Below are 23,116 nucleotides of genomic sequence, written 5' to 3'. Positions count from 1 at the left end.
TTTGCAAATTGCAATTAAACTAAACCAAATGTCAATAGAAATTAAAAGATTATTCGATTTTGCTTATTACCAGCAAGAAACTTACCATTTAGAGAAAGCATTTAATGTTAAAAAAAATGGCAACTGGATTTCAACTTCCTCTCAAGAATTTTTAAACAAAGGAAATGCTATAAGTAGAGGCTTACTCCGTTTAGGTGTAAAACCAGGTGATAAAATTGGTCTTATTTCCTCTAATAATAGAACTGAATGGAATATAATTGACTTTGGAATTACGCAAATTGGAGCAATTAACATTCCAATTTATCCAACAATTTCAAAAGAAGATTACGAATATATTTTTAACCACGCTGAAATTACGTATTGTTTTTTATCAGATACTGAATTATTTGAAAAAGCGAATGCTATAAAATCTAAAGTTCCAACCTTAAAAGAAATTTACATTTTTGAAAATGATAAAAATTGTAAAAATTGGGAAGAAGTACTAAAACTGGGTGAAGATACCAGTAATCAAAATGATGTTGAATCAATTAAAAATTCTATTGAGCCTCATGATTTAGCCACTATTATTTACACTTCTGGAACCACTGGAAGACCAAAAGGTGTAATGTTATCTCATGAAAATATTGTTAGTAACGTAATGGATTGTACTCCAATAATCCCAATTAAAAAAGGCGAATCAGTTACATTTAGTTTCTTACCTGTTTGTCATATTTTTGAACGAATGTTAATTTACCTGTATCAAAATGCGGGTTGTTCAATTTATTTTGCAGAAAGTATTGAAAAGGTCGGTGAAAATATTAAAGAAGTAAAACCTAATTTAATGACCGTTGTGCCTCGTTTATTAGAAAAGGTTTATGATAGCATTATTGCAAAAGGTTCTGAATTAAAAGGTATAAAACGATTTTTGTTTTTTTGGGCTGTAGATCTTGGATTAAAATATGAGCCTTATGGTAAAAATGGATGGTGGTATCAAAAAAAACTTGCGATAGCTAATAAATTAATTTTTAGTAAATGGCGTGAAGCTTTGGGTGGAAATTTAGAAATAATGGTGTCTGGCAGCGCTCCTCTTCAACCTAGGTTGGCTAAAGTTTTTTCAGCGGCTCAAATGCAAGTTTGGGAAGGCTATGGACTTACAGAAACTTCTCCCGTAGTTTCTGTTAATGAATATAAGAACAAGGGGCTTAAAATAGGTACTGTTGGTAAACTTATTAATAATGTTGAAGTTAAAATTGCAGAAGATGGTGAAATTTTGGTGAAAGGACCAAATGTTATGCAAGGTTACTACAAGGACGCAGAAAAAACTGCAAGTGTTATGACTGGTGATTATTTTCATACTGGTGATAAAGGTGAATTTGATGACGAAGGATTTTTAAAAATTACAGGTAGAAAGAAAGAAATATTTAAAACATCTGGTGGAAAATATATTGTTCCAGGTTTTATTGAAAACGAAATGAAACAATCTCGTTTTATTGAACAAATTTTAGTTATTGGGGAAGGACAAAAAATGCCGGCAGCTTTAATTCAACCAAACTTTCAATTTTTACGCGACTGGGCAAAAATACATCATGAACCAATTTCTGGAAATAATGTTGATTTAATTGCAAATCCAAGTGTAATTGCACGTATTCAATTAGAAATTGATAAAGGAAACGAAGCTTTTGGAAAATGGGAAACCATTAAACGTTTTGAATTAACACCAGACGTTTGGGGAATTGATAACGGACTTTTAACACCTACAATGAAACCTAAACGAACTGAAATTTTAGCAAAATACCAACATTTATACAATAAAATTTACGAAATAAAATAAGTTTTAATTACGTTATCAACCATACGTTTTATATTTTTGCACAATAACCTAATTAAGAAAAATGGAACATTTTATAGTATCAGCCCGTAAATACAGACCTCAAACTTTTGAGGAAGTTGTTGGGCAACAAGCTATTACAAACACGCTTGAAAATGCTATAAAAAACAATCATTTAGCGCAAGCCTTGCTTTTTACAGGTCCTCGTGGAGTTGGAAAAACTACTTGTGCACGTATTTTAGCCAAAAAAATAAATCAGAATAGCACAACTTCATCCAATTTGGATGAAGATTTTGCTTTCAATATTTTTGAATTAGATGCGGCTTCTAACAATTCTGTTGATGACATTAGAAGCTTAACCGATCAGGTTAGAATACCACCACAAACAGGAAAATATAAAGTATATATTATTGATGAGGTTCACATGTTATCTCAAGCGGCTTTTAATGCCTTTTTAAAAACATTAGAAGAACCTCCAAAACACGCAATTTTTATTTTAGCAACTACCGAAAAGCATAAAATTATTCCAACTATTTTATCACGTTGTCAAATCTTCGATTTTAAAAGAATTGGTGTGTTAGATGCTAAAAAGTATTTAGAAAAAATTGCGCTAGAAGAAAATATTACTGCAGAAGATGATGCACTTCATATTATAGCGCAAAAAGCAGATGGCGCTATGCGTGATGCTTTGTCTATTTTTGACCGAGTAGTTAGTTTTTCGGGTAATAAATTAACTAGAAAAGCGGTTACTGAAAATCTAAACGTGCTAGATTACGATGAGTATTTTATAACAACCGATTTGCTAATTGAAAATAAAATACCTGAAGTTTTACTCCATTTTAACAGCGTACTTTCTAAAGGTTTTGAAGGGCATCACTTTATAAACGGATTGGCTTCTCATTTTAGAGATTTAATGGTTGCTAAAGATAAAATTACACTGGAATTGCTAGAAGTTGGTGATAATGCCAAAATGAAATATTTAGAACAATCGCAAAAATCTGACTTACGATTTTTATTACAAGCTATGGATTTAGCAAATGATTGCGATTTAAAATATAAAACCAGTAAAAATCAGCGGTTGTTAGTTGAACTCACTTTAATGCAATTAGCCTCTATCACTTTTGATGGAGAAAAAAAAAATAACAAACCATACATAATTGCATCAGTCACTTTTAAAAACACACGAAAAAGAGTTAAAAAAGTTATTGAAGTTCCTGTAACCCCTGTAAAAAAAGAAGTTTCTAACAGCCTTCAAAACAACGATTTAACAACTGAAAAAAAAATTGTTAAACCGGTTTTAAACACCGTAAGAAGACGTTCCGCACTATCTTTAAAAAGTATTCACAGAGACAAGGAAATTGCTGAAATTGAAGTAGATGCAGAGACAGTTGAAGGGTTACCTTGTGACGATTTTTCTGAAAATAAAGTAATTCTTCTTTGGAATCAATACAGTGCTAATTTGCTAAAGGATGGAAAAAAAATATTGGCTTCCATTTTAACTACCAATAAACCAAAAGTTGTAAATAACACCATTCATTTTGAAGTTCCTACAACATTAATGAGAGACCAATTAGAATCTGGTAAAAATCCGTTAATGAAATTTATTAAAGAAAAATTAAATAACTTTAAAGTAGATTTAGTTATTGATTTAAATGAAGAGGAAACGAAAAAATACGCGTATACCCCTTTTGAAAAATTCGAGAAATTAAAAGAAAAAAATAAAGCTATGGAGCTGCTAAAAACTACGTTTGATTTAGATCTTTAGTTTTTTTTACTTGCTAACCATTCTTAAAATTTAAAATTTGGATATAAAATTATTAATAAACTTTTTAGTGGGATTTTTTATTGTAGCAATTGCTGCAAATCAAATATCTAAAGTTTTCCAAAAAATTAAATTTCCCTTAATTACAGGTTTAATCATTACAGGTATTATTGCTGGATCATCTTTATTAAATTTTATATCTAAAGAAGCTCTAGAAAACCTTAATTTTTTAAATGAAATTGCACTTTCTATCATTGCCTTCTCTGCAGGTTCTGAATTATATTTAAATGATTTACGAAGCAGAATGAAAAGCATAAAGTGGATGACCATTGGGCAACTAGTTATCACTTTTGTTATGAGTACTGTTGTTATATATTTTATTGCAGATTTAATTCCTTTTATGAAAGGAATTCCATCCAAACATAAAATTGGAATTTCATTATTATTTGCAACCATTTTTGTTGCACGTTCACCATCTTCTGCAATAGCCGTTATTAATGAAATGAGAGCAAACGGCCCTTTTACAAAAACTGTTATGGGCGTTACCGTTGTAAAAGATGTACTTGTAATTATACTTTTTGCAATTTGCTTAGCAGTAGCCAAAGCTTTTATTCATGATGAAGAAACTGGAATATTCTTTTTTGTCATTCTATTTTTAGAATTAATAGCATCATTTGGTATTGGGTTTTTATATGGAAAAATTTTACAAATCCCATTTTTCTCCAAGTTAGATAGTCAAATTAAAGGCATTTTAATTATAGCTATTGGCTACAGTGTGTATATTTTATCTCAAATTGTACATATAAAATCAATGGAATATTTTCATCATGATTTTTCGCTAGAGCCATTACTAATATGCATTATAGCAAGTTTTTACTTAACAAATTACAGCAAACATAGAATAGAATTTTCTGAAGTTTTAGATGAAATAAGTCCAATAATTTATATTGTATTTTTCACACTTACAGGCGCATCGCTATCCATTCAAACTTTAATAAGTGTATTCGGTATTGCCGTTGGGTTATTTTTCTTAAGATTAATAACCATGGTTTTTGGAGGTATGTTTGGTGTATTTGCAGCCAAAGACCCTAAAAAATATACATTTATTGCTTGGATGCCTTATTTAACACAGGCTGGAGTAGCATTGGGATTAGCCACTATTATTTCTCATGAATTTCCTACTTGGGGATATCAATTTGAAACCATTATTATTGCCATAATCGTAATAAATCAATTAGTGGGGCCTCCTTTATTTAAATGGTCTTTAAATTTTGTAAAAGAAAGTCATTTAAAATCAAAAAAATCCAATTATGATGGAACAAGTGATGCTTTAATTTTCGGACTAGAAAATCAATCTATAGCTTTAGCTAATCAATTAAAAAAACATAAATGGGAAGCTAGAATTGTAAATACAGATAAAAGAAATAGAAAAGATGTTATAGGTTTTGAAGTAATTGACTTAAAATCTATAAACTATACGTCATTAAAAACATTAGAACTCCATAAAACCGAAGCCTTTATATTAATGCTTTCTGATGAGGATAATTATAAAATTGCTGAACTTATTTATGAAAACATTGGTTCAAAAGAAGTAGTTGTGAGATTAAATAAACGTGAAAATTTTGAAAAATTTCATAAATTAGGAGTGTTAATTATAGAACCTGCTACGGCAATGGTAAGTTTATTAGATCATTTTGTTCGTTCTCCAAACGCAACTTCGTTGTTATTGGGTATGGATGATGGGCAAGATTCTATGGATGTTGAGATTCGTAATAAAGATATTCACGGAATTCGTTTAAGAGATTTACGCTTACCATCAGATGTTTTAGTGTTATCTATAAAACGAAAAGGCCATTTATTGGTGTCACATGGTTACACGCGTATGCGTTTAGGAGATATTATTACCTTGGTAGGCGCAGAAAGTAGTTTAGAAGAACTTAAATTTAAATTTGATACATAAGTATGTTAGGATTAAAATTACCGACCGATCCGCGTTGGGTAAATATTGCAGAAAAAAATATTGATGAAATTTTAATTGATCACGCACATTGTGAACTAAAAGCAGCATCAACGGCCAACTCATTAATTATGAGTTTTCCAGAATATTCTGATTTGGTTACAGAAATGGTTGCATTGGTAAAAGAAGAAATGAGCCACTTTAAAATGGTGCACGAGCGATTGTTAAAAAGAGGTATAAAATTAGGGCACGACAGAAAAGATTTATACGTTAATAATTTATTGAAGTTTTTCCCAAAAGGCGGCAGTAGAACCACGCAATTAGTGCATAGATTATTATATGCAGCATTAATTGAAGCCAGAAGTTGCGAACGCTTTAGGTTGCTTTCGGAAAACATTCAGGATAAAGATTTAGCAAAATTTTATAGAGACTTAATGGCTTCAGAAGCAAATCATTATACCTTATTTTTAAATTTTGCTCGTACATTTGGTGAACGTAAAGAAGTGGATAAAAAATGGAATGACTTGTTGGAATATGAAGCTGAATTAATGAAAAATTTAGGAACTCAAGAAACTATTCACGGATAAATGTTTAGCAAAGAAGAATCGGCACAATTGCGCAAAGAATTTTGGACTAGCTTTGGAAAATCATTTCCAAGAAAATGGCTATTATACAATACCAAAATAAAAGATTTCAACTTTAAATTTGTTGCAGACAAAAAACAAGCTTTGGTTTGTTTAGATATTGAATCGTATGATAAAACTAAAAACGAACTTCTTTTTGATCAAGTACTTGAGTTAAAACACATTTTAACTGACGATTATTTACCAGATATTATTTTTGATGAACTTTATGTTTTAGATACTGAAAAAATTATTCACAGAATATATGTGAAATTTAATGGTGAGTTTAATATTTACAATAAAAATACGTGGCAAGGCGCCTATTTATTTTTTAATGAAGCTATGCATCAATTTGAAGAGTTTTATGAAGATTATGAAGACTTTATAAAACAAGCTATCTATCAATAAATTATCCTTGTAAATTTTACTTTCTAAATACTATTTTAAAACTGTATTTTTGCATTTATGAATACTGCTATTACAAATGATACTATAATTGCACTTGCAACCTCTTCAGGAGTTGGAGCAATTGCTGTAATTCGCTTATCTGGTGAAAATGCTATAGAAATTGTGAATGCATTTTTTAAATCTAAATATGGAAATAAAGATTTAACAACTGTAAAATCTCACACCATTCATCTAGGTAATATCATTGATAATCAACGTATTATTGATGAAGTCTTAATTTCTGTTTTCAAAAATCCAAACTCATATACAGGAGAAAATGTGGTTGAAATTAATTGCCATGGTTCCGTATATATTCAACAAGAAATATTACAATTATTCATAAAAAACGGTGTTAGAAATGCCAATCCAGGTGAGTTCACTTTACGCGCTTTTTTAAACGGTAAAATGGATTTAAGTCAGGCGGAAGCTGTAGCTGATTTAATTTCATCAAATTCCGCGGCATCACATCAAGTAGCTTTGCAACAAATGCGTGGCGGTTTTAGCAACGAAATTCAGGAATTACGTACACAACTGCTGAATTTTGCTAGTTTAATTGAGTTAGAATTAGATTTTGCTGAAGAAGATGTTGAATTTGCAGACAGAACAGCATTCACTAATTTAGTGAATAAAATTAGTACTGTTTTAAAACGCCTAATAGATTCTTTTGCAATAGGAAATGTGCTTAAAAACGGAATTCCTGTGGCAATTGTAGGTGAACCAAATGTTGGAAAATCGACTTTATTAAACACACTTTTAAATGAAGAAAAAGCCATAGTAAGTCATATTGAAGGAACTACTAGAGATGCTATTGAAGACGAAATTTCTATTGATGGAGTAACATACCGATTTATAGACACTGCAGGAATAAGAGCTACTGAAGATTTTGTAGAAAATATTGGAATTCAAAAAACCTTCGAAAATATTGAAAAAGCACAGTTGGTGCTGCATTTAATTGATAGCTCAAAAATTGAATCACTCGCTTCAAGAATTCAAGATTTAGAAAATAAATATCCTTCAAAAAAAATATTAACCATTATCAATAAAGCGGATTTATTAACTAATGAACAAATTTCAGTTCTGAATAGTAACTTCTCAAACCTACTTATACTTTCTGCAAAAGAAAAAACAGGCATTCACGAATTAACTACAACACTTACACAATTAGCAAACAAAGGCGCATTAAGTAACAATGAAACTATTGTTAGTAATTCTCGCCATTTTGAAGCTTTAAACAATGCCTACAATGCCATAAAAGAAGTTCAAAAAGGAATTGACTTACAAATAAGCACCGATTTATTTGCCATTGATATTCGCCAAGCATTATTTCATTTGGGTGAAATTACTGGAGAAGTTACTACCGAAGATTTATTAGGTAATATTTTTGCTAATTTTTGTATCGGTAAATAATTACCAAAATTTTACATAAAAAACCATCCAAAAACCCTTAGTTATCAACAATTTCCCTTTGTTTTTAGCACTTCTCATTTTGTAAAATATTGTAGTTTTTTGGCTCCTTTTGTACCTTTATTGTACCTTTTTTAAATAAAAGAAAAATAATTTTATTGACTTGACGTATGTTGAGGAGTTTCTGACCGATCAGGACCGACATAGACTTATCAGGACTTAAATGGACCAAAAAAACTAATAATATTCAAAAATGAAAATAGCCAAAAAATGTAGTTATTGTGGAAAACAATTTATGGCAAAAACCTTAAAAACTAAATATTGTTGCCATAAATGCAATCAAGAGCACTACAGGAAAAAGGAAAGAAAAAAGAATTTACATAATATTGAAAAATCAATTTTTCAGAATGAAGAAATAATTCCTTTTGATGAACAATTAAGTGCTTTAAAAGCAAAAGATCTTTTAAGTATGAAAGATGTAATGGTTTTACTTGGCATAAGCATGTCTTCTGTACAAAGACTGATTAGAAATAAACACCTGAAAGCTGCGAAATTAGGAACCAGAGTAATTATTAGAAAAAAAGATTTGAAAAAATTGATTAATAACCAGTTTGAAAATGAATTTTCAGAAAAAATTATTTTAAATGAAAGCCCTAAAAAAAATAATAATGGTTATTTTAGCGTAGGTGAAATATCAAAGTATTATAATTTATCAAACAGAACAGTTGACCGTCATATTATTGAAAAAGATATTAAAAAAATAAAAAAAGGAAGGTTTGTTTACGTACTAAAAAAAGATATCATCAAAATATTTGGCAAACCTCAAATACCTCAAAAAAATGGCTAATGTAACTCTAAGACAAAAACCACTTGCTAACGAAAAATCCAGTTTATATTTAGACTACTTCCCTCCTATTATAAGTCCAAAAACGGGGAAAGAAACACGAAGAGAATTTCTAAAACTTACCATTCACGATAACCCAATCAACCAAGTTGAAAAACAACATAATAAAACTACCATTGAGTTTGCCGAAATAATTAGAGCCAAACGATTGGTGCAAATACGAAACAAAGAATTTGGGTTTAAGGAAAATGTTGAATGTAACATTAATTTTGTACAGTATTATAAAAGTATTGTAGACGAGTATTTAAATTCAGGAAGCAGAAATAATTATTTAACATGGAATGCTTCTTATGCATATTTCAAAAAATTCTTAGGTAATAAAGTTAGCTCAAAAAATATTTCAATTGAAATTGTAAAAAACTATAGAACCTTTTTGTTAACCACAAAATCAATAAAGTCTGCGAAATCAACGCTATCAACTAATAGTGCGGCATCATATTATAAACATTTCATTTTTGTGTTGAAACGAGCTTTCAAAGAACAAATAATTAGCACAAACCTTTCTCAACACGCTGAATATATAAAAGAAGAACAAACATTTAGAGAGTATTTAACTGAGGAAGAACTTGTTAAACTATGGAATACTGATATACAGTTCCCACAAATTAAAAGAGCTGCTCTTTTTTCAGCTTTAACAGGATTGCGATTTATTGATATTAAAAATTTAACTTGGGAAACCGTTTTTGGGGACATTCACCAAGGTTATTATATAAAATTAAAGGAACAAAAAACTGGCAATATTTATAACCATCCTATTTCAACTAAAGCTTATGAAATATTATTGAAAGAAGGTGAAAATGAAGGCATCATTTTTACAGGTTTAGAATATTCAAAAACAGCCAGATTTGTAAAAATTTGGGTAAAAGCTGCTAAAATTAATAAGAAAATTAGTTTTCATAATTTTAGACACAGTTATGCCACATTGCAATTAGCGAACGGAACAGATATTTATACCGTATCTAAGTTAATGGGACATAAAAACGTAAATACAACTCAGATTTACACAAAAGTTTTAGATAAAAACAAAATAGCAGCAGCTAATAGAATAAATTTAGATTTAAATGGATTATAATCAACTCTACCAAAATAGTTATAACAAGGCTTTTGAAGAAAGAGAACATCTTTTTTATACAACACTTTTGGAAGCAAAAAAGGCGTTACAATCTTATAATTATACGAGTAATGAGTATTTAAAAGAAACAAATACAATTGAAATCAAAAAATTTGAATACTTAAAACTAGATCCTTATTCTAAAGTAACCAATTTGTTCAATAAAAGGTTTGAAATTTATGACGAGAATAGCATCAATAATATTGTTAATTTGAAAATACTTCCACTTTTAGAAAATTCAAATATCAAACTTGAAAAAACTTTAGATACTATCATTTCTGGAATTGCAGCACATGATGCTTTATTGGAAACCTCACGAATAATGACCAATAATTATAATTTATATGAATTAATGTACAATTTAAATGATCTATCAAAGTTTAAATTGATTTCATATACTAGCGATGTTCGGAATACTCCACTCTATCAAAAGTTAGAAAATAAAATGTATCCACCTGCAAAACCAAGCAAAACAAAAATAAGTCAGAACAACGATGAAAATGATGAATTTTTAAACGTTAAAGAAGTTGCTGAATTGACTAATTATGCTGTTGCAACTATTTATGATTTAAAGCATAAAGGGCAACTTCCATTTTACAAAAAAGGTGCAAAGTTGCAATTTAAAAAATCGGAGATTTTAGCTTGGCTTGAAAAAGGAAAAGGAATCACTAAAGATGATTTAAACGAAAAAGCCAACGAATACATCCTCAAAAATAGATAAAAGTTAAATTATGCGTCAAACGAGCGTTCATTTAACGCTTAAATTATAAAATGTTATGGAAAAAGAATTTTACATATGTGAATTTTGTCAAACCAAATTTATACCAAAAAGAAGAAAAGTGCAAAAATTTTGTTCCCCTAGTTGTAGAAGTAAAAATCATCATCATAAAAACTCAAAACCAAATGAGAAATCTTCTGTACAAAATAATCTAATATCAGAAAATCATACCCAACTATTAGAAGAAATAAAAAAATTAAATGCCTTTATAAATAAAAAAACTAAAATTAATCAAATGAGCCTTGCTGGAGTAGGAAATACACTTGCTGGACAAGCATTATATGACTTCGCTAAAGGCTATATAACTTCAGAAGAGGATAAAAATGTAACACAAAAAGATTTTCAAATACTTATTCAAAATATTCAACAGATAACTAATTCCGTAAACAAACGTTATTTTTTAATTAAAAATATGGAACGCAGATATGACGGTTACCTACCCCATTTTGATATGGAAACAAGTTCTATTATTTATCTAAAAGATCCAAATTATTTCAATCCTTCTAGTTTAATTTCATAAAAACTATTTTTATATTTTAAGTAAATAGGCCTTAAATGAACTCTTTTAATGCCAAAAAATAGATTTTGTACTGCTAAAAACTGGCAAAATAAAATATTTCAAACGCTTTTAATTACATATTATACGGAAACCCGTAAATAATTAAAATGAATTTTAGCTTAATTTGTTTGTGGTTATTTGTATGGCCTAGATTAAAGTCTAAAGTTTATAAACTAAGTTGATGTTCAAAAAGGATATAAAAAATGAAGTCATTAATAATAATTTAAATAGAGAAATCTATGGAAAATTACTTTTAGATATCCGTTGGCTAGATTTTAGGAAGAGAATTTTGGAAAGAGATAAAAACATGTGCGTTGTATGTCAGTCCAAAACAAACCTACAAATACACCATAAACAGTATCACTTTTCAGAACTTTCAAGAACTTATAAAAAACCTTGGGAATATAATGCCCGATATCTTATTACATTATGTAAAAAGTGTCATGACAAAGGGCATGCAAAGTACAAAGTTCCAGTAAAATATATTAAGTAAGTTTTAAATAAAAATAATATGGGATTATTAAGTTTTTTAGGATTAGATAAATCAAATCCAATAATTGAGGAAAAAGAACCTTTAGAAGAACAATTCATTGACAAATCTGAGCCTTTGGATTTACAAGATGTTGCAATAAATAAAGAGTCCTATGGTTTATATCAAATTTTTGATTACGCATCAACAGATTTTGAACAAAGAGGCTATCAAGATGCATTAATCAATCCAGATTCATCATACAAACAAGAGAATATTGATCTTTTAATTGAAGATTTATATATTAAAATTAGACAGGCTAAAAATCATTACACAACTAAATTAAAAACCCTAGACTTCCACATAAAATCAAGAAATGATGCTGGATTAATTGATATTGTTGATGAATTAGAAAGTAAAAAATCTATTATTGTTCAAAATTTTGAGGAAGTTTTAAAAATTGAGGAGGAAACAAAAGATAAAAAGGGTTTAATAGTTAGATTAAAACTGTCATATACTCGCGGATTTAATCGCGGATTAGCATCATTGTCTAATAAAATTCTAAATACTGAAGTTTAATATGAGAACGTGGTGGATAAGATTTGGTTGTTTTCTTACAGGATACAACTACGATATAATGAAAAACTCTAGTGAAGCAAGTGCAAAATCTGTAAAAAAATACACTTCAGCAATCCTAATTGTTTCAATAATATGGGGATTTATAGGATATTCTTTTGCTAATAGATATATGCATTTAAATACAAAAGGCTCAATTATTGGGGCCTTAATTATGATATTTATTGTTATCCAAATTGAAAAACAAATTATTTTAAACGTTGGTAAAAACAAAATAGCTCATTATTTCAGAGTAGCTATAGCTTTAGTTATGGCAATTTTAGGTTCTATTATTGTTGATCAAATGATTTTTAAAGATGATATTGAACTTCAAAAAGAAGCTTCAATAATTGAGAGAGTTAATAAATCATTACCCAATAAAGTTACTGAAATCAATAATGAATTATTAAGATTAGATTCTTTATACAATCAAAAAGGTGCCGAACGTTTAACTTTAATTGATGAAGTAACACGAAAACCAACTATCGTTATGCCTGGCACAGTTGTTACACGAAAACCAACTAAAACAGATAGAGTAATTAAAGATAAAAATGGAAATATTTCAACCATTAAAGTGGATACTATAATTACTGAAAGAAGTTTTAGTTCTGAATCTATTGTAAATCCAAAAGCTGAATTAATTCCAAAATTAGACGAGCAAATTAAAGAGCTTTCTTCTAAAAGAGATTCATATAACCTTATGAAAATAGGTATGAGAGAAAAATTAGAAAAAGAATTTAAAAGCAAAGTTGGCTTTTTGGATGAACTTGAAATGATGATTAACATTTTATTTAATTCAAAAGTAGCCTTATTTGTTTGGATTTTATGGTTTTCATTTTTGGTTTTCATTGAACTTTTTGTAGTATCAAGCAAATGGGGAAATGATACACAAACAGACTATGATATTACAATAATACATCAACGTGACGTGCGAATTAATGCCATAAAGCAATTATCTAAACCAGGTAATGATATCTAACAATTTTAACCTCATAAAAAAACCCACCTCAAAAATTGCATAAAAAGAGAGGTGGGTAAATTGCTATGAAAAAGATAGGTTACCTATGAAAATAACCTAGAATTCAAATATATTAGTTTTTAAATTATTATTATAATAATTTAAACTTTTTTATGCAATACCATTAGAGAATAAAAAGTAGTAATTCTTATTTTTTAGCCTATTTAATTTAATTACTTTTATGGTCGTTTGATATTTCCAACTATCAAATTTTTTTAATAATTATTAAACTTTCAAAATACCTAAAAAAAAATCAAAAAAAATGCCTACAAACAATAAATATCAAATACGAATTAAACTAATATGAGTAAAAAACTAACACTGTCTTGGTTAGAAGGTTTCCTTATGGATGCCTGTGATATATTAAGAGGAAATATGGATGCTTCGGAGTTTAAAGAATACATTTTTGGAATGTTATTTTTAAAACGACTGAGTGATAAATTTGAACAAGATAAAGCAACTCGGTTAATAGAGTTACAAGCAAAAGGAATACCAGAAGCTAAAATTCAAGAAGCCCTGGAAAAGGTAAATGCGTACGAATATTTTGTACCTGTTAGAGCACGTTGGAATTACAAAACCATCAATGAACAAGGACAAGAAATAAATGATGGCGTTTTACACCTTAAAAAAGATGTTGGAGATGCGCTAAATAAAGCACTAGAAGCTTTAGAAGAAGCTAATCCAGATAAATTAACAGGTGTTTTAACCAACGTTAATTTTAATAGAACCATCGGGAAAAGTAAAAATGCATTAAATGATGAAAAATTAATTGAGTTTATTACACATTTTAATAAAGTAGTATTAACCGATGATCGTTTTGAGTTTCCAGACATATTGGGTGCTGCTTACGAGTATCTAATTAAATATTTTGCAGATAGCGCAGGTAAAAAAGGAGGTGAATTTTATACGCCTAATGAAGTTGTAAAATTATTAGTAAACATATTAGAACCTGAACCAGAAGCAACAATTTACGATCCTACTTGTGGCTCTGGTGGTATGCTAATTGAAGCTAAAAATTATGTAACATCTCGTTATGGCGATGCATCTCGTTTAAGTTTTGCAGGACAAGAGCTAAACGGTACAACTTGGTCTTTATGTAAAATGAATATGCTGTTTCATGATATTTTTGATGCTGAGATTTTACAAGGTGATACCATAGCTGATCCTATGCATGTGGACAATGGTGAATTGAAAAACTTTGACATTGTAATTGCCAATCCTCCGTTTTCAAACAATTACGGAGATATAAAAAACTTCCGTGATCGTTTTCATTTTTGGATGCCTAAAAAGAAAAAAGCCGACTTTATGTTTGTGCAACACATGGTAAGTGTGTTAAAAAACAATGGTCGTATGGCGGTTGTAATGCCACACGGTGTATTGTTTAGAGGGAGCGAAGAAAAAAGTATGCGCCAATGGTTGGTAGAACGCGGTTATTTAGAAGCTGTGGTTGGTTTGCCTTCTGGCTTGTTTTATGGTACTGGTATTCCTGCTTCTTTATTGGTAATTAACAAAAAAAATGCAGGTTCTTGCAACGAGGTATTATTTATAAATGCCGACCGAGAATACAAAGAAGGGAAAAACCAAAACAAGCTACGCCCAGAGGATATTGCCAAAATAACCTACATCTATAAAAATAAAGAAAATTTAGACGGTTATGCTAAAAAAATCTCCAAAGCAGCACTTGAAAAAGAAGATTACAACTTTAACATTCGTAGATATGTAGATAACAGTCCACCTGCTGAACCGCAAGATGTAAAAGCACATTTACACGGTGGTATTCCAACAGTTGAAGTAAACGAGTTACAAGCGTATTGGAACAATTATCCAAATATTCGTAAACAACTTTTTGAACCTTTAAAAGAAGGCTATTCTCAATTTGTAAAAAATATTGATACGAAAGAAACAATTAAAACCTTGTTACTAGAACATTCAGATATTTTAAACAAACGCAACCAATACGAAAGTGGTGTAAATACGTGGTGGCAACAAAATTTAGCCAAATTTGAAGCCTTGCCTGTAAAACAAAATATTTTTGAAATTCAGAAAGATTTTTCGGTAAGCATAGCACAAGACTTTAGCCAATTAGGAATTTTAGATCTTCATAAAAGCCGTGGTGCATTTGCAGCCTATTGGAGTAGTTTAGAAACTGATTTAAAATCCGTGTCTGCAAGTGGTTGGAATGCTGAGTTAATTCCTGCCGATGACATTTTACAATCACAGTTTCCAGAAGTATTAGAAGAATTGGCAAATAATGAAGCTAGAAGAGATGAATTGGAAGCGATGTTTAATGAAGTAAATGAACTGGAAGAAGGTGAATTTGAAGAAGAAAACTACGAAGTATTTCCAAAGGAAGTTTTAAAAGACCTAAAAGACGATATTAAAAGCTACAATGGCGAAATCACCATCTTAAAAAGAGAAATAAAAGCCTTAACTATTAGAATAAAAGCAAATGCTGTTTCGGATACTAAGCAAAGTCATCCTGAGCCTGTCGAAGGACAAGTCGAAGGGTTAAAGCAACAATTAACCCAAAAAGAAAAAGCCCAAACCACCACCGAAAATAAAAAAGTAGCCATTGAAACCAAACTGGCACGTCATACCGAATTAACTAACGAGTTAAAAAACTGCAATGCTACAATAAAAGAAATTAAAGAGAAAAAAGAAGCTTTGGTGGAGAAAGCAAGAGAAAAAATTACGCATGAGGAAGCCAAAGCGTTAATATTAACGCGTTGGAAAGCAACCTTACACGCAACAGTAATGGATTATGTAAACCGTTACGAAAGAGAACTCATTACCGAACTGGAAAACCGTTATACCAAATACTGCAATACACTAACAAGTATTTTAAACGGCCGTGAAAAAGCTGCTACACAATTAAATAACTTTTTAATGGAATTGGGTTATGAGGGATAAATTATTGAGTTATTGCGATGTTGTTCGTGGCGTATCTTATTCTCCCTATGATTTAAGAGATAGCTATAAAAGTAACATGTTCTATTTATTAAGATCTAACAATATTAAAGAGGGGAAATTAGTATTTAAAGATGTTCAAATAGTTGATGATAATTGCGTTTCTTCTGCTCAAAAATTAGAAAAAAATGACATAGCAGTATGTATGTCGAATGGCAGTAAGAGACTTGTGGGTAAAAGTGCACAGTTTAAAGGTTCCACCAACAATTTTTGTGTAGGAGCTTTTTGTGCAGGATTCCGTCCAGGTATTAATTCTGAACCAAATTATATTTACCAATTATTCCAAAGCCGAGAGTATCAAAAATATATTGATGTTACTCTAGCAGGCTCAGCTATAAATAACTTAAAAGGTGGGGATATTTTAAATTTTGAATTTGATTTTCCCCCACTTCCCCAACAACAAAAAATAGCCAATATTCTATCAACCTGCGATGAGGTGATAGAAAAAACAGAAGCCGCGATTGCCAAATACCAAGCCTTAAAACAAGGCTTAATGCACGATTTATTTACACGTGGTATAGACCTAAAAACTGGTAAACTCCGCCCAACCTACCATGACGCTCCAGAATTTTATAAACAAAGTGAATTGGGAATGGTTCCTAAGGATTGGGAGATAGACGAATTAACTAATCTTACAAAACTAGTTACAGATGGCTCTCATTTTAGTCCTGTTCCCCAAGAAAAAGGAATGCCAATTGGTAATGTTAAAGATATGATTGATGGAACTTTTAATTATGCAAATTGCACAAAGATTTTACCCGAAGTTTTTGAGTTGTTAGTAAGACAGAATTGTAGCCCAATATTTGGAGATGTTTTATTATCTAAAGATGGAACTATCGGTAAGGTTATACATTTTATTGATGATAAACGAATTGTGTTATTATCATCAATTGCAATAATTAGAGTAAACGAGCTTATAGATTCTGAATATTTATCTTGGACTTTACAAAGTGAATTTTTTGATAAAGCGCTCTATAGCCTATTATCGGGAAGTGCTCTTAAAAGGATCACACTGAAAGATATTCAGAAAATAAAGATTCCTTTTTCCAAATCGTTAAAAGAACAAAAGGTTATTTCTATGAGGATTGAATCTATTCAAGAAAAAATCCAAACAGAACAACAAACTTTAGCCAAATACCAACAACTAAAAGCAGGTTTAATGCAAGATTTGTTAACGGGTAAGGTTGAGGTGAAAGTTTAAAAAAATAAAAAATGAGTATTAGTTTTTTAAGTTGGAATATAGATCGTAAGAAAAATTTTGAAGAGGAAATATCAAGATTAGTTTTAGACGAAGAAATTGAAGCTGATATTCTTTTATTAATTGAAGCAGAAAATGTTGATGATTCTTTAATTGAATCTTATACAAAATTGAAAAGAATTTTTGTTAATGATGGGCGTGAAACTAATTTGACGCCACGTTTTTATTCAAACTTATCTATAGATGAATTTCAATTGGTGGAAATTCACGATACTAAACGTATAACCTTTGCAAGGTTAAATATAGATGGTCAAGAGGAAATTATTGTTGGAGGTGTTCACTTGCCAAGTAAATTGGAATGTAATTCAGAGACTCAATTTAAAGATGCTAGACGGATTTCTTTAGATCTAAAAACAATGAAAGATAGAAAGGACATTGGTCATAATAGATTTCTATTATTAGGAGATTTTAATATGAATCCATTTGAACCAGGAATGATTGAACCAGATGCGTTTAATGCTGTGCTCTCCGCAGATGAGGCATTAAATAATCAGAGAACGGATTGGTATAAAAAGTATGATTATTTCTATAATCCAATGTGGTCTTTTATGGGGGATAGGAATTATATAACTGGAGAAAGAAAATTACCTGGCTCATATTATTTTAGAAAAACTAGGGATGTAACTTTAACGTATTGGAATGTTTTCGATAAAGTTATATTGAGACCATCTTTAATTAATTTACTTGATTATAAGTCTTTAAGAATAATTGAAAAGAATAATATTGAAACCTTGATTAATGATGATTACAGCTTAAAAGATGAGGCTTATTCCGATCATTTACCAATCACATTTAAAATGAATTTATAATGAAATCTAAAGAAGAAATTATTAAGATTTTACCTGAGGGGAAAAATACTTCAAAAGTAGAAACTACACCAAGACAAATAATGAATTTATTTGTGGACGCCATTAAAGAAAAGTATCCAAAATATTTTAATGCTTTTGTTACAGAAACAGCGAAAATTCCCGAAGGAGATAACTCTTCCGAAACCCTAAGTTATTCATTTTATTTGGTTGCCTATATTGGAAAAGGATATAATTACAAGCTATTCGAGGTTGTTCCTAAACGTTCAGATAGTCCTTACCCTATAGAATTAATTTTGTTTGAAAGAAATCCTTCAAATGAAGGAGAATTCAATAATGAGAACGAATTTTCGGAAAAATTATGCAACTTTTTCAAGAGTTCTTTTTTTGATAATGTGATAAATAATTTGATGGGGCAAGTTGATTTATTTCGAGAAAGTAGAGGTGAAAATAAATAATTGAAAAAGATAAAATAAAAAATGAATAACAAAACACGCACACAATTAAGAAAAGCAATAAAACAAATTGAAGAATTAAAAAACCAAATTTCAGAAATTGCAAGTGAAGAACAAGAAAAGTTTGATAACCTTCCAGAAGGGCTTCAAGAAACAGACAATGGGTATCAAATGGAAGATGCCGCAACTGCCTTAGAAGATGCACTAAACAATTTAGAAGAAGCAATAGCAAATATTGAAACAGCAATAGGATAAAAAATAAAAAAATGTTAGAAAAAGAGTTACAAGTAACCGAAAATGCACTGTTAGAACCAAAATTGGTCTCTAATATAAAAGGCGAGTTTTTTATACCAGCCTACCAACGTGGGTATCGTTGGGAAAAAGAACACGTAGAAATGTTGTTAAACGATATTTTGGAAAATAAAGACCAAAACTATTGTTTACAACCCATTGTAGTTAAAAAATTAGCAGAAGATAAGTTTGAGTTAATTGATGGGCAACAACGTTTAACCACTATGTTGCTAATATTTAAATATATGCAAACCATCGTTTCAAAAGTGAAGATAAACTTTTCTTTGAGCTATGAAACCCGTATTAAAAGTCAAGAATTTTTAGAAACATTAGATGTAGAGTTGGCAGACGATAATATAGATTTTTTCTATATGTACAATGCGTATGATGCTGTTAAAACTTGGTTTGAAGAAGATGAAAATGGTGATGAGTTTTTAAAAACAATAAACTTATACAAGTACTTTAACGAAAATGTAAAGGTTATTTGGTACGAAGTAAATACAAACGAAGATGCAACTAATTTATTTACACGTTTAAATATTGGTAAAATACCATTAACCAATGCAGAATTGGTAAAGGCTCAGTTTCTATCTAAATCTGATGATGGAATTAACCACGAAAAACAATTAGAAATTGCAACCAGTTGGGATACCATAGAAAATGAACTAAGAAACAAAGATTTTTGGGCATTTTTAACCAATAAATCTGCTAATGAGTATCCAACTAGAATAGAGTTGTTATTCGATTTAATGTCTGAAAAACAGCCTGATGAACGTGAGAAGTTTTTTACTTTTTATCATTTCTCAAATGAAATTAAAGAACATTCAGCTCTAGATGTTTGGAAAGATATTTTAAAGTATTATTTAGTATTAAAAGAATGGTATCAAAAAAGAGAACTATATCATAAAGTTGGTTATTTAGTGGCAATAGGAAAAAGCTTGCAGACTATTATTCAGGAATCTAAAGAATTGACAAAAATGGAATTTAAGGAAAGTCTAAATACTCAAATAAAAGACGAATTAAATTTAACTATAGATGAGGTTTTTGAATTAAGTTATGAAAACAAAAATGATTACAGTAAAATAGATAAAATCCTTTTGTTATTTAATGTAGAAACAGTGCGTTTACTTCAAAATTCAACGGAGATGTACTCATTTGAAAATTATAAAAGTAACAATTGGAGTTTAGAGCATATTCACGCACAACAATCTGAAGGTTTAAATAAAAAAGAAGATCAGCAGGAATGGTTAACCTTGCATAAAAAGTCTTTAAATAGTATACGATTTTCAGAAGAAATACAACAGAAAGTTAACGAGTTAGTTTTAAAAATAGATGAAAATTATAACGCACTTACAAAAGAAATTTTTGATGGTTTATTTGTTGAAGTTTTTGAATTGCTCTCTGATAATTCAGATAGAAGTTATGTAGATTCTATGTCTAATATGGCCTTGTTAAGTGTTGCTAACAATGCAGCATTAAACAATGCTACCTTTGATGTAAAAAGAAACAGAATTTTAGAAATGGACAAAAAGGGAGAGTACATTCCAATTTGTACACGAAGAGTTTTTCTTAAATATTACACCAATTCTTTAGATCATCAACTTCATTTTTGGGGAGAAGAAGATCGAAAAGCTTATATACAAGCAATGATAGGTGAAGAAGGAGTAATTACAAAGTATTTAAAACCAAACGCAATAATTGAATAAGCTATGAACTCAATACCAACAACTTTTAGTAATATTTTTGATAAAGAATTAAACGAAGAAAAAGTAATAAGCAAAATTGAAGTTCCTATTATTCAGCGAGATTATGCACAAGGAAGAACATCAAAAGCAGTTAGTAGAATTAGAAACGGATTTATAAATGCAATTCATACTGCTTTAACAGGTACAGAAGAAGATGCAATAAAATTAGATTTTATATATGGAAATATAGAAGATGAAAAATTAATTCCTTTAGATGGTCAACAAAGGTTAACTACCTTGTTTTTAGTACACTGGTACATCGCTAAAAATGAAAATATAGCAGCGGAAGAACAAGAATTCTTAAACAATTTCACATATAAAACAAGATTTAGTTCGCAACACTTTTGTGATAGCTTGGTGAATTGTGAACCTAATTTTTCTTGTGAAAGATTGTCAGATTGGGTTATAGATCAAAATTGGTTTATGTATTCTTGGCAACAAGACCCAACAATTTCAGGGATGTTAGTAATGTTAGATGAAATTCACTCAAAATTTAAAAATGAATCAAATCTTTGGCAAAAACTAACCATTAAAGAAAATGCACCAGTTAGCTTTTATTTTTTGGCTTTGGAAGATATGGGTTTATCCGATAGTTTATATGTAAAAATGAACTCACGTGGGAAACCACTTACTCCTTTTGAGCATTTTAAAGCTGATTTTGAAAAGGTGATAAAATCGGTAGATACACATCTGTATAATGAATTTGTGCAAAAAGTTGATATTAGCTGGGTGGATATGTTATGGAAGTACCGTGGTGATGATAATTTAATTGATGATGAATTTATGAGGTATTATCGTTTTGTAACAGAAATAATATGCTACACACAAAATATTGATATTGTTGAAAATGATTTTGATTTAGCTAATGCTGTATATGGATTAGAGAATAAAAATGCCAAAGCGAATTTAAAAACCTTGTTTAAATCATTTGATTGTTGGGCAGAAATGCAAAACATAGAAGCTTTTTTTGATGCTATTTTTTCAGGTGTCAATTACGAAAAAAATAAAGTAAGAAATTACTCTGATACTTCAGATCTATTTTTACTATGCTGCAATAATTATGGAATTTCGACCGGAAAAAGAAGAGCATTTACATTAAATAATACATTACTCCTTTATGCAGTACTTCAATATTTAATGAATAAAGATCAAATTTCAGAAAGTGAGTTTACTGAAAGAATTAGAATAGTTAGAAACTTAGTACTAAACTCTCCTGATGAAATACGTGAAACTAGAATGGAAGCTTTATTAAGTGATACATTTAATATTATAGTAAGTGGAGAAGTTCAAACAAAAAGTGGAGGTTTTAGTGGTGTTCAAAAAAATGAAGAAATTAATAAAATTGAGTGGAGAAAGAATAATATTGAATTAATAGAAGATTTAAACCAATTAGAAGATCATAATTTATTACAAGGAAATATTGCTATTGTTGGTTTGGAAGATGTTCATTTATTTAAAAACCGCGTTCAAAATTTTATTGGTTTATTTAATAATGAGATTGAATATTTAAAAATCAGTAATGCCTTATTAGCTTTAGGAGATTATTCTCAAAATATTACGTGGAGATGTTTGTTTGGAAATAAAAAAGCCTCCTCTTGGGAAGAATTATTTAAAGTATCTCAAAAAAAGTGGTTCTTTGAACGAACTCAAAAAGTAGTATTAGAATTATTGGATGCTATTGAAGGAAACTTTAACACTTATTTAGAAAATGTAGTAACCTCTTTTTTAAGTAATGAAGAAGTTGGAAAAGATTGGAAATATTATTTCTTAAAATATCCTGCAATGCGGTCTGGTGATAGTGGAGTTTTTTGGTGGAGACAAGACGGAGAAAGAATAAAAGAAAACCAATATGAAATATTTATGATGAATACAGCATTGTCTCTAAACGGAAGGCATTGGGATCCTTTTTTATATGCTTTAAGTATAGATGAAGAAATAAAAGACACTGTTTCTTTAGAGGAATATGGAGCCCCTTTGGTGTTTAAAAATGAATATATAAAATGTAAGAATGATGGTTTCTATTTTTATGATTTTGAACATAATGAAACTAGAAAAATTGAAATCCCACAAGAAGAAGGTACAGATAAATTAGACAGAATTAAATTGCTAAAGAACTGTATCAAATCAGAAATTTAAATTG

19 protein-coding genes are annotated in these 23,116 nt (G+C 29.6%); all 19 read left to right on the top strand.

The window, feature by feature from the left end:
• Positions 1 to 28 precede the first annotated feature (28 nt).
• The 19 genes from JEY78_RS11380 to JEY78_RS11290 all read left to right on the top strand — a co-directional run bounded on the left by JEY78_RS11380 (position 29) and on the right by JEY78_RS11290 (position 23,112).
• Positions 29 to 1,810, top strand: a complete 1,782-nt coding sequence (locus tag JEY78_RS11380) for a long-chain fatty acid--CoA ligase (protein ID WP_291851188.1) — start codon at positions 29 to 31, stop codon at positions 1,808 to 1,810.
• 61 nt (positions 1,811 to 1,871) lie between these two features.
• Entirely contained in the window at positions 1,872 to 3,572 is a 1,701-nt protein-coding gene (gene dnaX / locus JEY78_RS11375; RefSeq protein ID WP_291851186.1) for a DNA polymerase III subunit gamma/tau, read from the top strand.
• Positions 3,573 to 3,609: 37 nt separating this feature from the next.
• Entirely contained in the window at positions 3,610 to 5,529 is a 1,920-nt protein-coding gene (locus JEY78_RS11370; RefSeq protein ID WP_291851182.1) for a cation:proton antiporter, read from the top strand.
• A gap of 2 nt (positions 5,530 to 5,531) precedes the next feature.
• Entirely contained in the window at positions 5,532 to 6,113 is a 582-nt protein-coding gene (locus JEY78_RS11365) for a tRNA-(ms[2]io[6]A)-hydroxylase (protein WP_291851179.1), read from the top strand.
• On the top strand, positions 6,114 to 6,557 hold the full coding sequence (locus JEY78_RS11360; protein ID WP_291851176.1) for a DUF4268 domain-containing protein: 444 nt from the start codon (positions 6,114 to 6,116) through the stop codon (positions 6,555 to 6,557).
• Between the two features lie 57 nt (positions 6,558 to 6,614).
• Positions 6,615 to 8,003: a tRNA uridine-5-carboxymethylaminomethyl(34) synthesis GTPase MnmE gene (gene mnmE, locus JEY78_RS11355; RefSeq protein WP_291851174.1), complete on the top strand. Its 1,389-nt coding sequence runs from the start codon at positions 6,615 to 6,617 to the stop codon at positions 8,001 to 8,003.
• A 250-nt stretch (positions 8,004 to 8,253) separates the two neighbouring features.
• On the top strand, positions 8,254 to 8,847 hold the full coding sequence (locus tag JEY78_RS11350; RefSeq protein ID WP_291851171.1) for a helix-turn-helix domain-containing protein: 594 nt from the start codon (positions 8,254 to 8,256) through the stop codon (positions 8,845 to 8,847).
• Positions 8,840 to 9,976, top strand: a complete 1,137-nt coding sequence (locus tag JEY78_RS11345) for a site-specific integrase (protein WP_291851168.1) — start codon at positions 8,840 to 8,842, stop codon at positions 9,974 to 9,976. Before JEY78_RS11350 ends, JEY78_RS11345 begins: the two co-directional genes overlap by 8 nt.
• The gene (locus JEY78_RS11340) at positions 9,966 to 10,736 is read left to right on the top strand and encodes a helix-turn-helix domain-containing protein (RefSeq protein WP_291851164.1); all 771 of its coding nucleotides are present in this window, start codon (positions 9,966 to 9,968) and stop codon (positions 10,734 to 10,736) included. Before JEY78_RS11345 ends, JEY78_RS11340 begins: the two co-directional genes overlap by 11 nt.
• 55 nt (positions 10,737 to 10,791) lie before the next feature.
• Positions 10,792 to 11,313: a hypothetical protein gene (locus JEY78_RS11335; protein ID WP_291851161.1), complete on the top strand. Its 522-nt coding sequence runs from the start codon at positions 10,792 to 10,794 to the stop codon at positions 11,311 to 11,313.
• Between the two features lie 550 nt (positions 11,314 to 11,863).
• Positions 11,864 to 12,400 carry a hypothetical protein gene (locus tag JEY78_RS11330; protein ID WP_291851158.1) on the top strand — a complete coding sequence of 179 codons (537 nt, stop codon included), beginning with the start codon at positions 11,864 to 11,866 and terminating at the stop codon, positions 12,398 to 12,400.
• 58 nt (positions 12,401 to 12,458) lie between these two features.
• Entirely contained in the window at positions 12,459 to 13,415 is a 957-nt protein-coding gene (locus tag JEY78_RS11325) for a DUF4407 domain-containing protein (RefSeq protein ID WP_291851155.1), read from the top strand.
• A 342-nt stretch (positions 13,416 to 13,757) separates the two neighbouring features.
• Positions 13,758 to 16,364, top strand: a complete 2,607-nt coding sequence (locus tag JEY78_RS11320; protein ID WP_291851152.1) for a type I restriction-modification system subunit M — start codon at positions 13,758 to 13,760, stop codon at positions 16,362 to 16,364.
• Positions 16,354 to 17,622: a restriction endonuclease subunit S gene (locus JEY78_RS11315; RefSeq protein WP_291851149.1), complete on the top strand. Its 1,269-nt coding sequence runs from the start codon at positions 16,354 to 16,356 to the stop codon at positions 17,620 to 17,622. Before JEY78_RS11320 ends, JEY78_RS11315 begins: the two co-directional genes overlap by 11 nt.
• A gap of 11 nt (positions 17,623 to 17,633) precedes the next feature.
• The gene (locus tag JEY78_RS11310; protein WP_291851147.1) at positions 17,634 to 18,488 is read left to right on the top strand and encodes a hypothetical protein; all 855 of its coding nucleotides are present in this window, start codon (positions 17,634 to 17,636) and stop codon (positions 18,486 to 18,488) included.
• Positions 18,488 to 18,943 (top strand): hypothetical protein, encoded by a 456-nt coding sequence (locus JEY78_RS11305; protein ID WP_291851144.1) that lies wholly within the window; start codon positions 18,488 to 18,490, stop codon positions 18,941 to 18,943. The genes JEY78_RS11310 and JEY78_RS11305 overlap by 1 nt, the downstream gene beginning before the upstream one ends.
• A gap of 21 nt (positions 18,944 to 18,964) precedes the next feature.
• Positions 18,965 to 19,195 carry a hypothetical protein gene (locus JEY78_RS11300; RefSeq protein ID WP_291851142.1) on the top strand — a complete coding sequence of 77 codons (231 nt, stop codon included), beginning with the start codon at positions 18,965 to 18,967 and terminating at the stop codon, positions 19,193 to 19,195.
• Between the two features lie 11 nt (positions 19,196 to 19,206).
• Positions 19,207 to 20,937 carry a DUF262 domain-containing protein gene (locus tag JEY78_RS11295; RefSeq protein WP_291851140.1) on the top strand — a complete coding sequence of 577 codons (1,731 nt, stop codon included), beginning with the start codon at positions 19,207 to 19,209 and terminating at the stop codon, positions 20,935 to 20,937.
• A 3-nt stretch (positions 20,938 to 20,940) separates the two neighbouring features.
• Entirely contained in the window at positions 20,941 to 23,112 is a 2,172-nt protein-coding gene (locus JEY78_RS11290; protein ID WP_291851137.1) for a DUF262 domain-containing protein, read from the top strand.
• Positions 23,113 to 23,116 lie beyond the last annotated feature (4 nt).

It is taken from the genome of Lutibacter sp., assembly GCF_016342705.1.
Classification (GTDB): Bacteria; Bacteroidota; Bacteroidia; order Flavobacteriales; family Flavobacteriaceae; genus Lutibacter.
The sequence above is the reverse complement of the archived record's forward strand: the minus strand, read 5'-3'. Positions and strand labels throughout refer to the sequence as shown.

Excerpts from the sequence above, each read along its gene's own strand:
- JEY78_RS11295 (WP_291851140.1), top strand. The coding sequence starts at position 19,207 with ATGTTAGAAAAAGAGTTACAAGTAACCGAAAATGCACTGTTAGAACCA.
- JEY78_RS11300 (WP_291851142.1), top strand. The coding sequence starts at position 18,965 with ATGAATAACAAAACACGCACACAATTAAGAAAAGCAATAAAACAAATT.
- JEY78_RS11320 (WP_291851152.1), top strand. The coding sequence starts at position 13,758 with ATGAGTAAAAAACTAACACTGTCTTGGTTAGAAGGTTTCCTTATGGAT.
- JEY78_RS11340 (WP_291851164.1), top strand. The coding sequence starts at position 9,966 with ATGGATTATAATCAACTCTACCAAAATAGTTATAACAAGGCTTTTGAA.
- JEY78_RS11365 (WP_291851179.1), top strand. The coding sequence starts at position 5,532 with ATGTTAGGATTAAAATTACCGACCGATCCGCGTTGGGTAAATATTGCA.
- JEY78_RS11360 (WP_291851176.1), top strand. The coding sequence starts at position 6,114 with ATGTTTAGCAAAGAAGAATCGGCACAATTGCGCAAAGAATTTTGGACT.
- JEY78_RS11290 (WP_291851137.1), top strand. The coding sequence starts at position 20,941 with ATGAACTCAATACCAACAACTTTTAGTAATATTTTTGATAAAGAATTA.
- JEY78_RS11345 (WP_291851168.1), top strand. The coding sequence starts at position 8,840 with ATGGCTAATGTAACTCTAAGACAAAAACCACTTGCTAACGAAAAATCC.
- JEY78_RS11305 (WP_291851144.1), top strand. The coding sequence starts at position 18,488 with ATGAAATCTAAAGAAGAAATTATTAAGATTTTACCTGAGGGGAAAAAT.
- JEY78_RS11380 (WP_291851188.1), top strand. The coding sequence starts at position 29 with ATGTCAATAGAAATTAAAAGATTATTCGATTTTGCTTATTACCAGCAA.
- JEY78_RS11335 (WP_291851161.1), top strand. The coding sequence starts at position 10,792 with ATGGAAAAAGAATTTTACATATGTGAATTTTGTCAAACCAAATTTATA.
- JEY78_RS11325 (WP_291851155.1), top strand. The coding sequence starts at position 12,459 with ATGAAAAACTCTAGTGAAGCAAGTGCAAAATCTGTAAAAAAATACACT.
- dnaX (WP_291851186.1), top strand. The coding sequence starts at position 1,872 with ATGGAACATTTTATAGTATCAGCCCGTAAATACAGACCTCAAACTTTT.
- JEY78_RS11330 (WP_291851158.1), top strand. The coding sequence starts at position 11,864 with ATGGGATTATTAAGTTTTTTAGGATTAGATAAATCAAATCCAATAATT.
- JEY78_RS11310 (WP_291851147.1), top strand. The coding sequence starts at position 17,634 with ATGAGTATTAGTTTTTTAAGTTGGAATATAGATCGTAAGAAAAATTTT.
- JEY78_RS11350 (WP_291851171.1), top strand. The coding sequence starts at position 8,254 with ATGAAAATAGCCAAAAAATGTAGTTATTGTGGAAAACAATTTATGGCA.
- JEY78_RS11315 (WP_291851149.1), top strand. The coding sequence starts at position 16,354 with ATGAGGGATAAATTATTGAGTTATTGCGATGTTGTTCGTGGCGTATCT.
- mnmE (WP_291851174.1), top strand. The coding sequence starts at position 6,615 with ATGAATACTGCTATTACAAATGATACTATAATTGCACTTGCAACCTCT.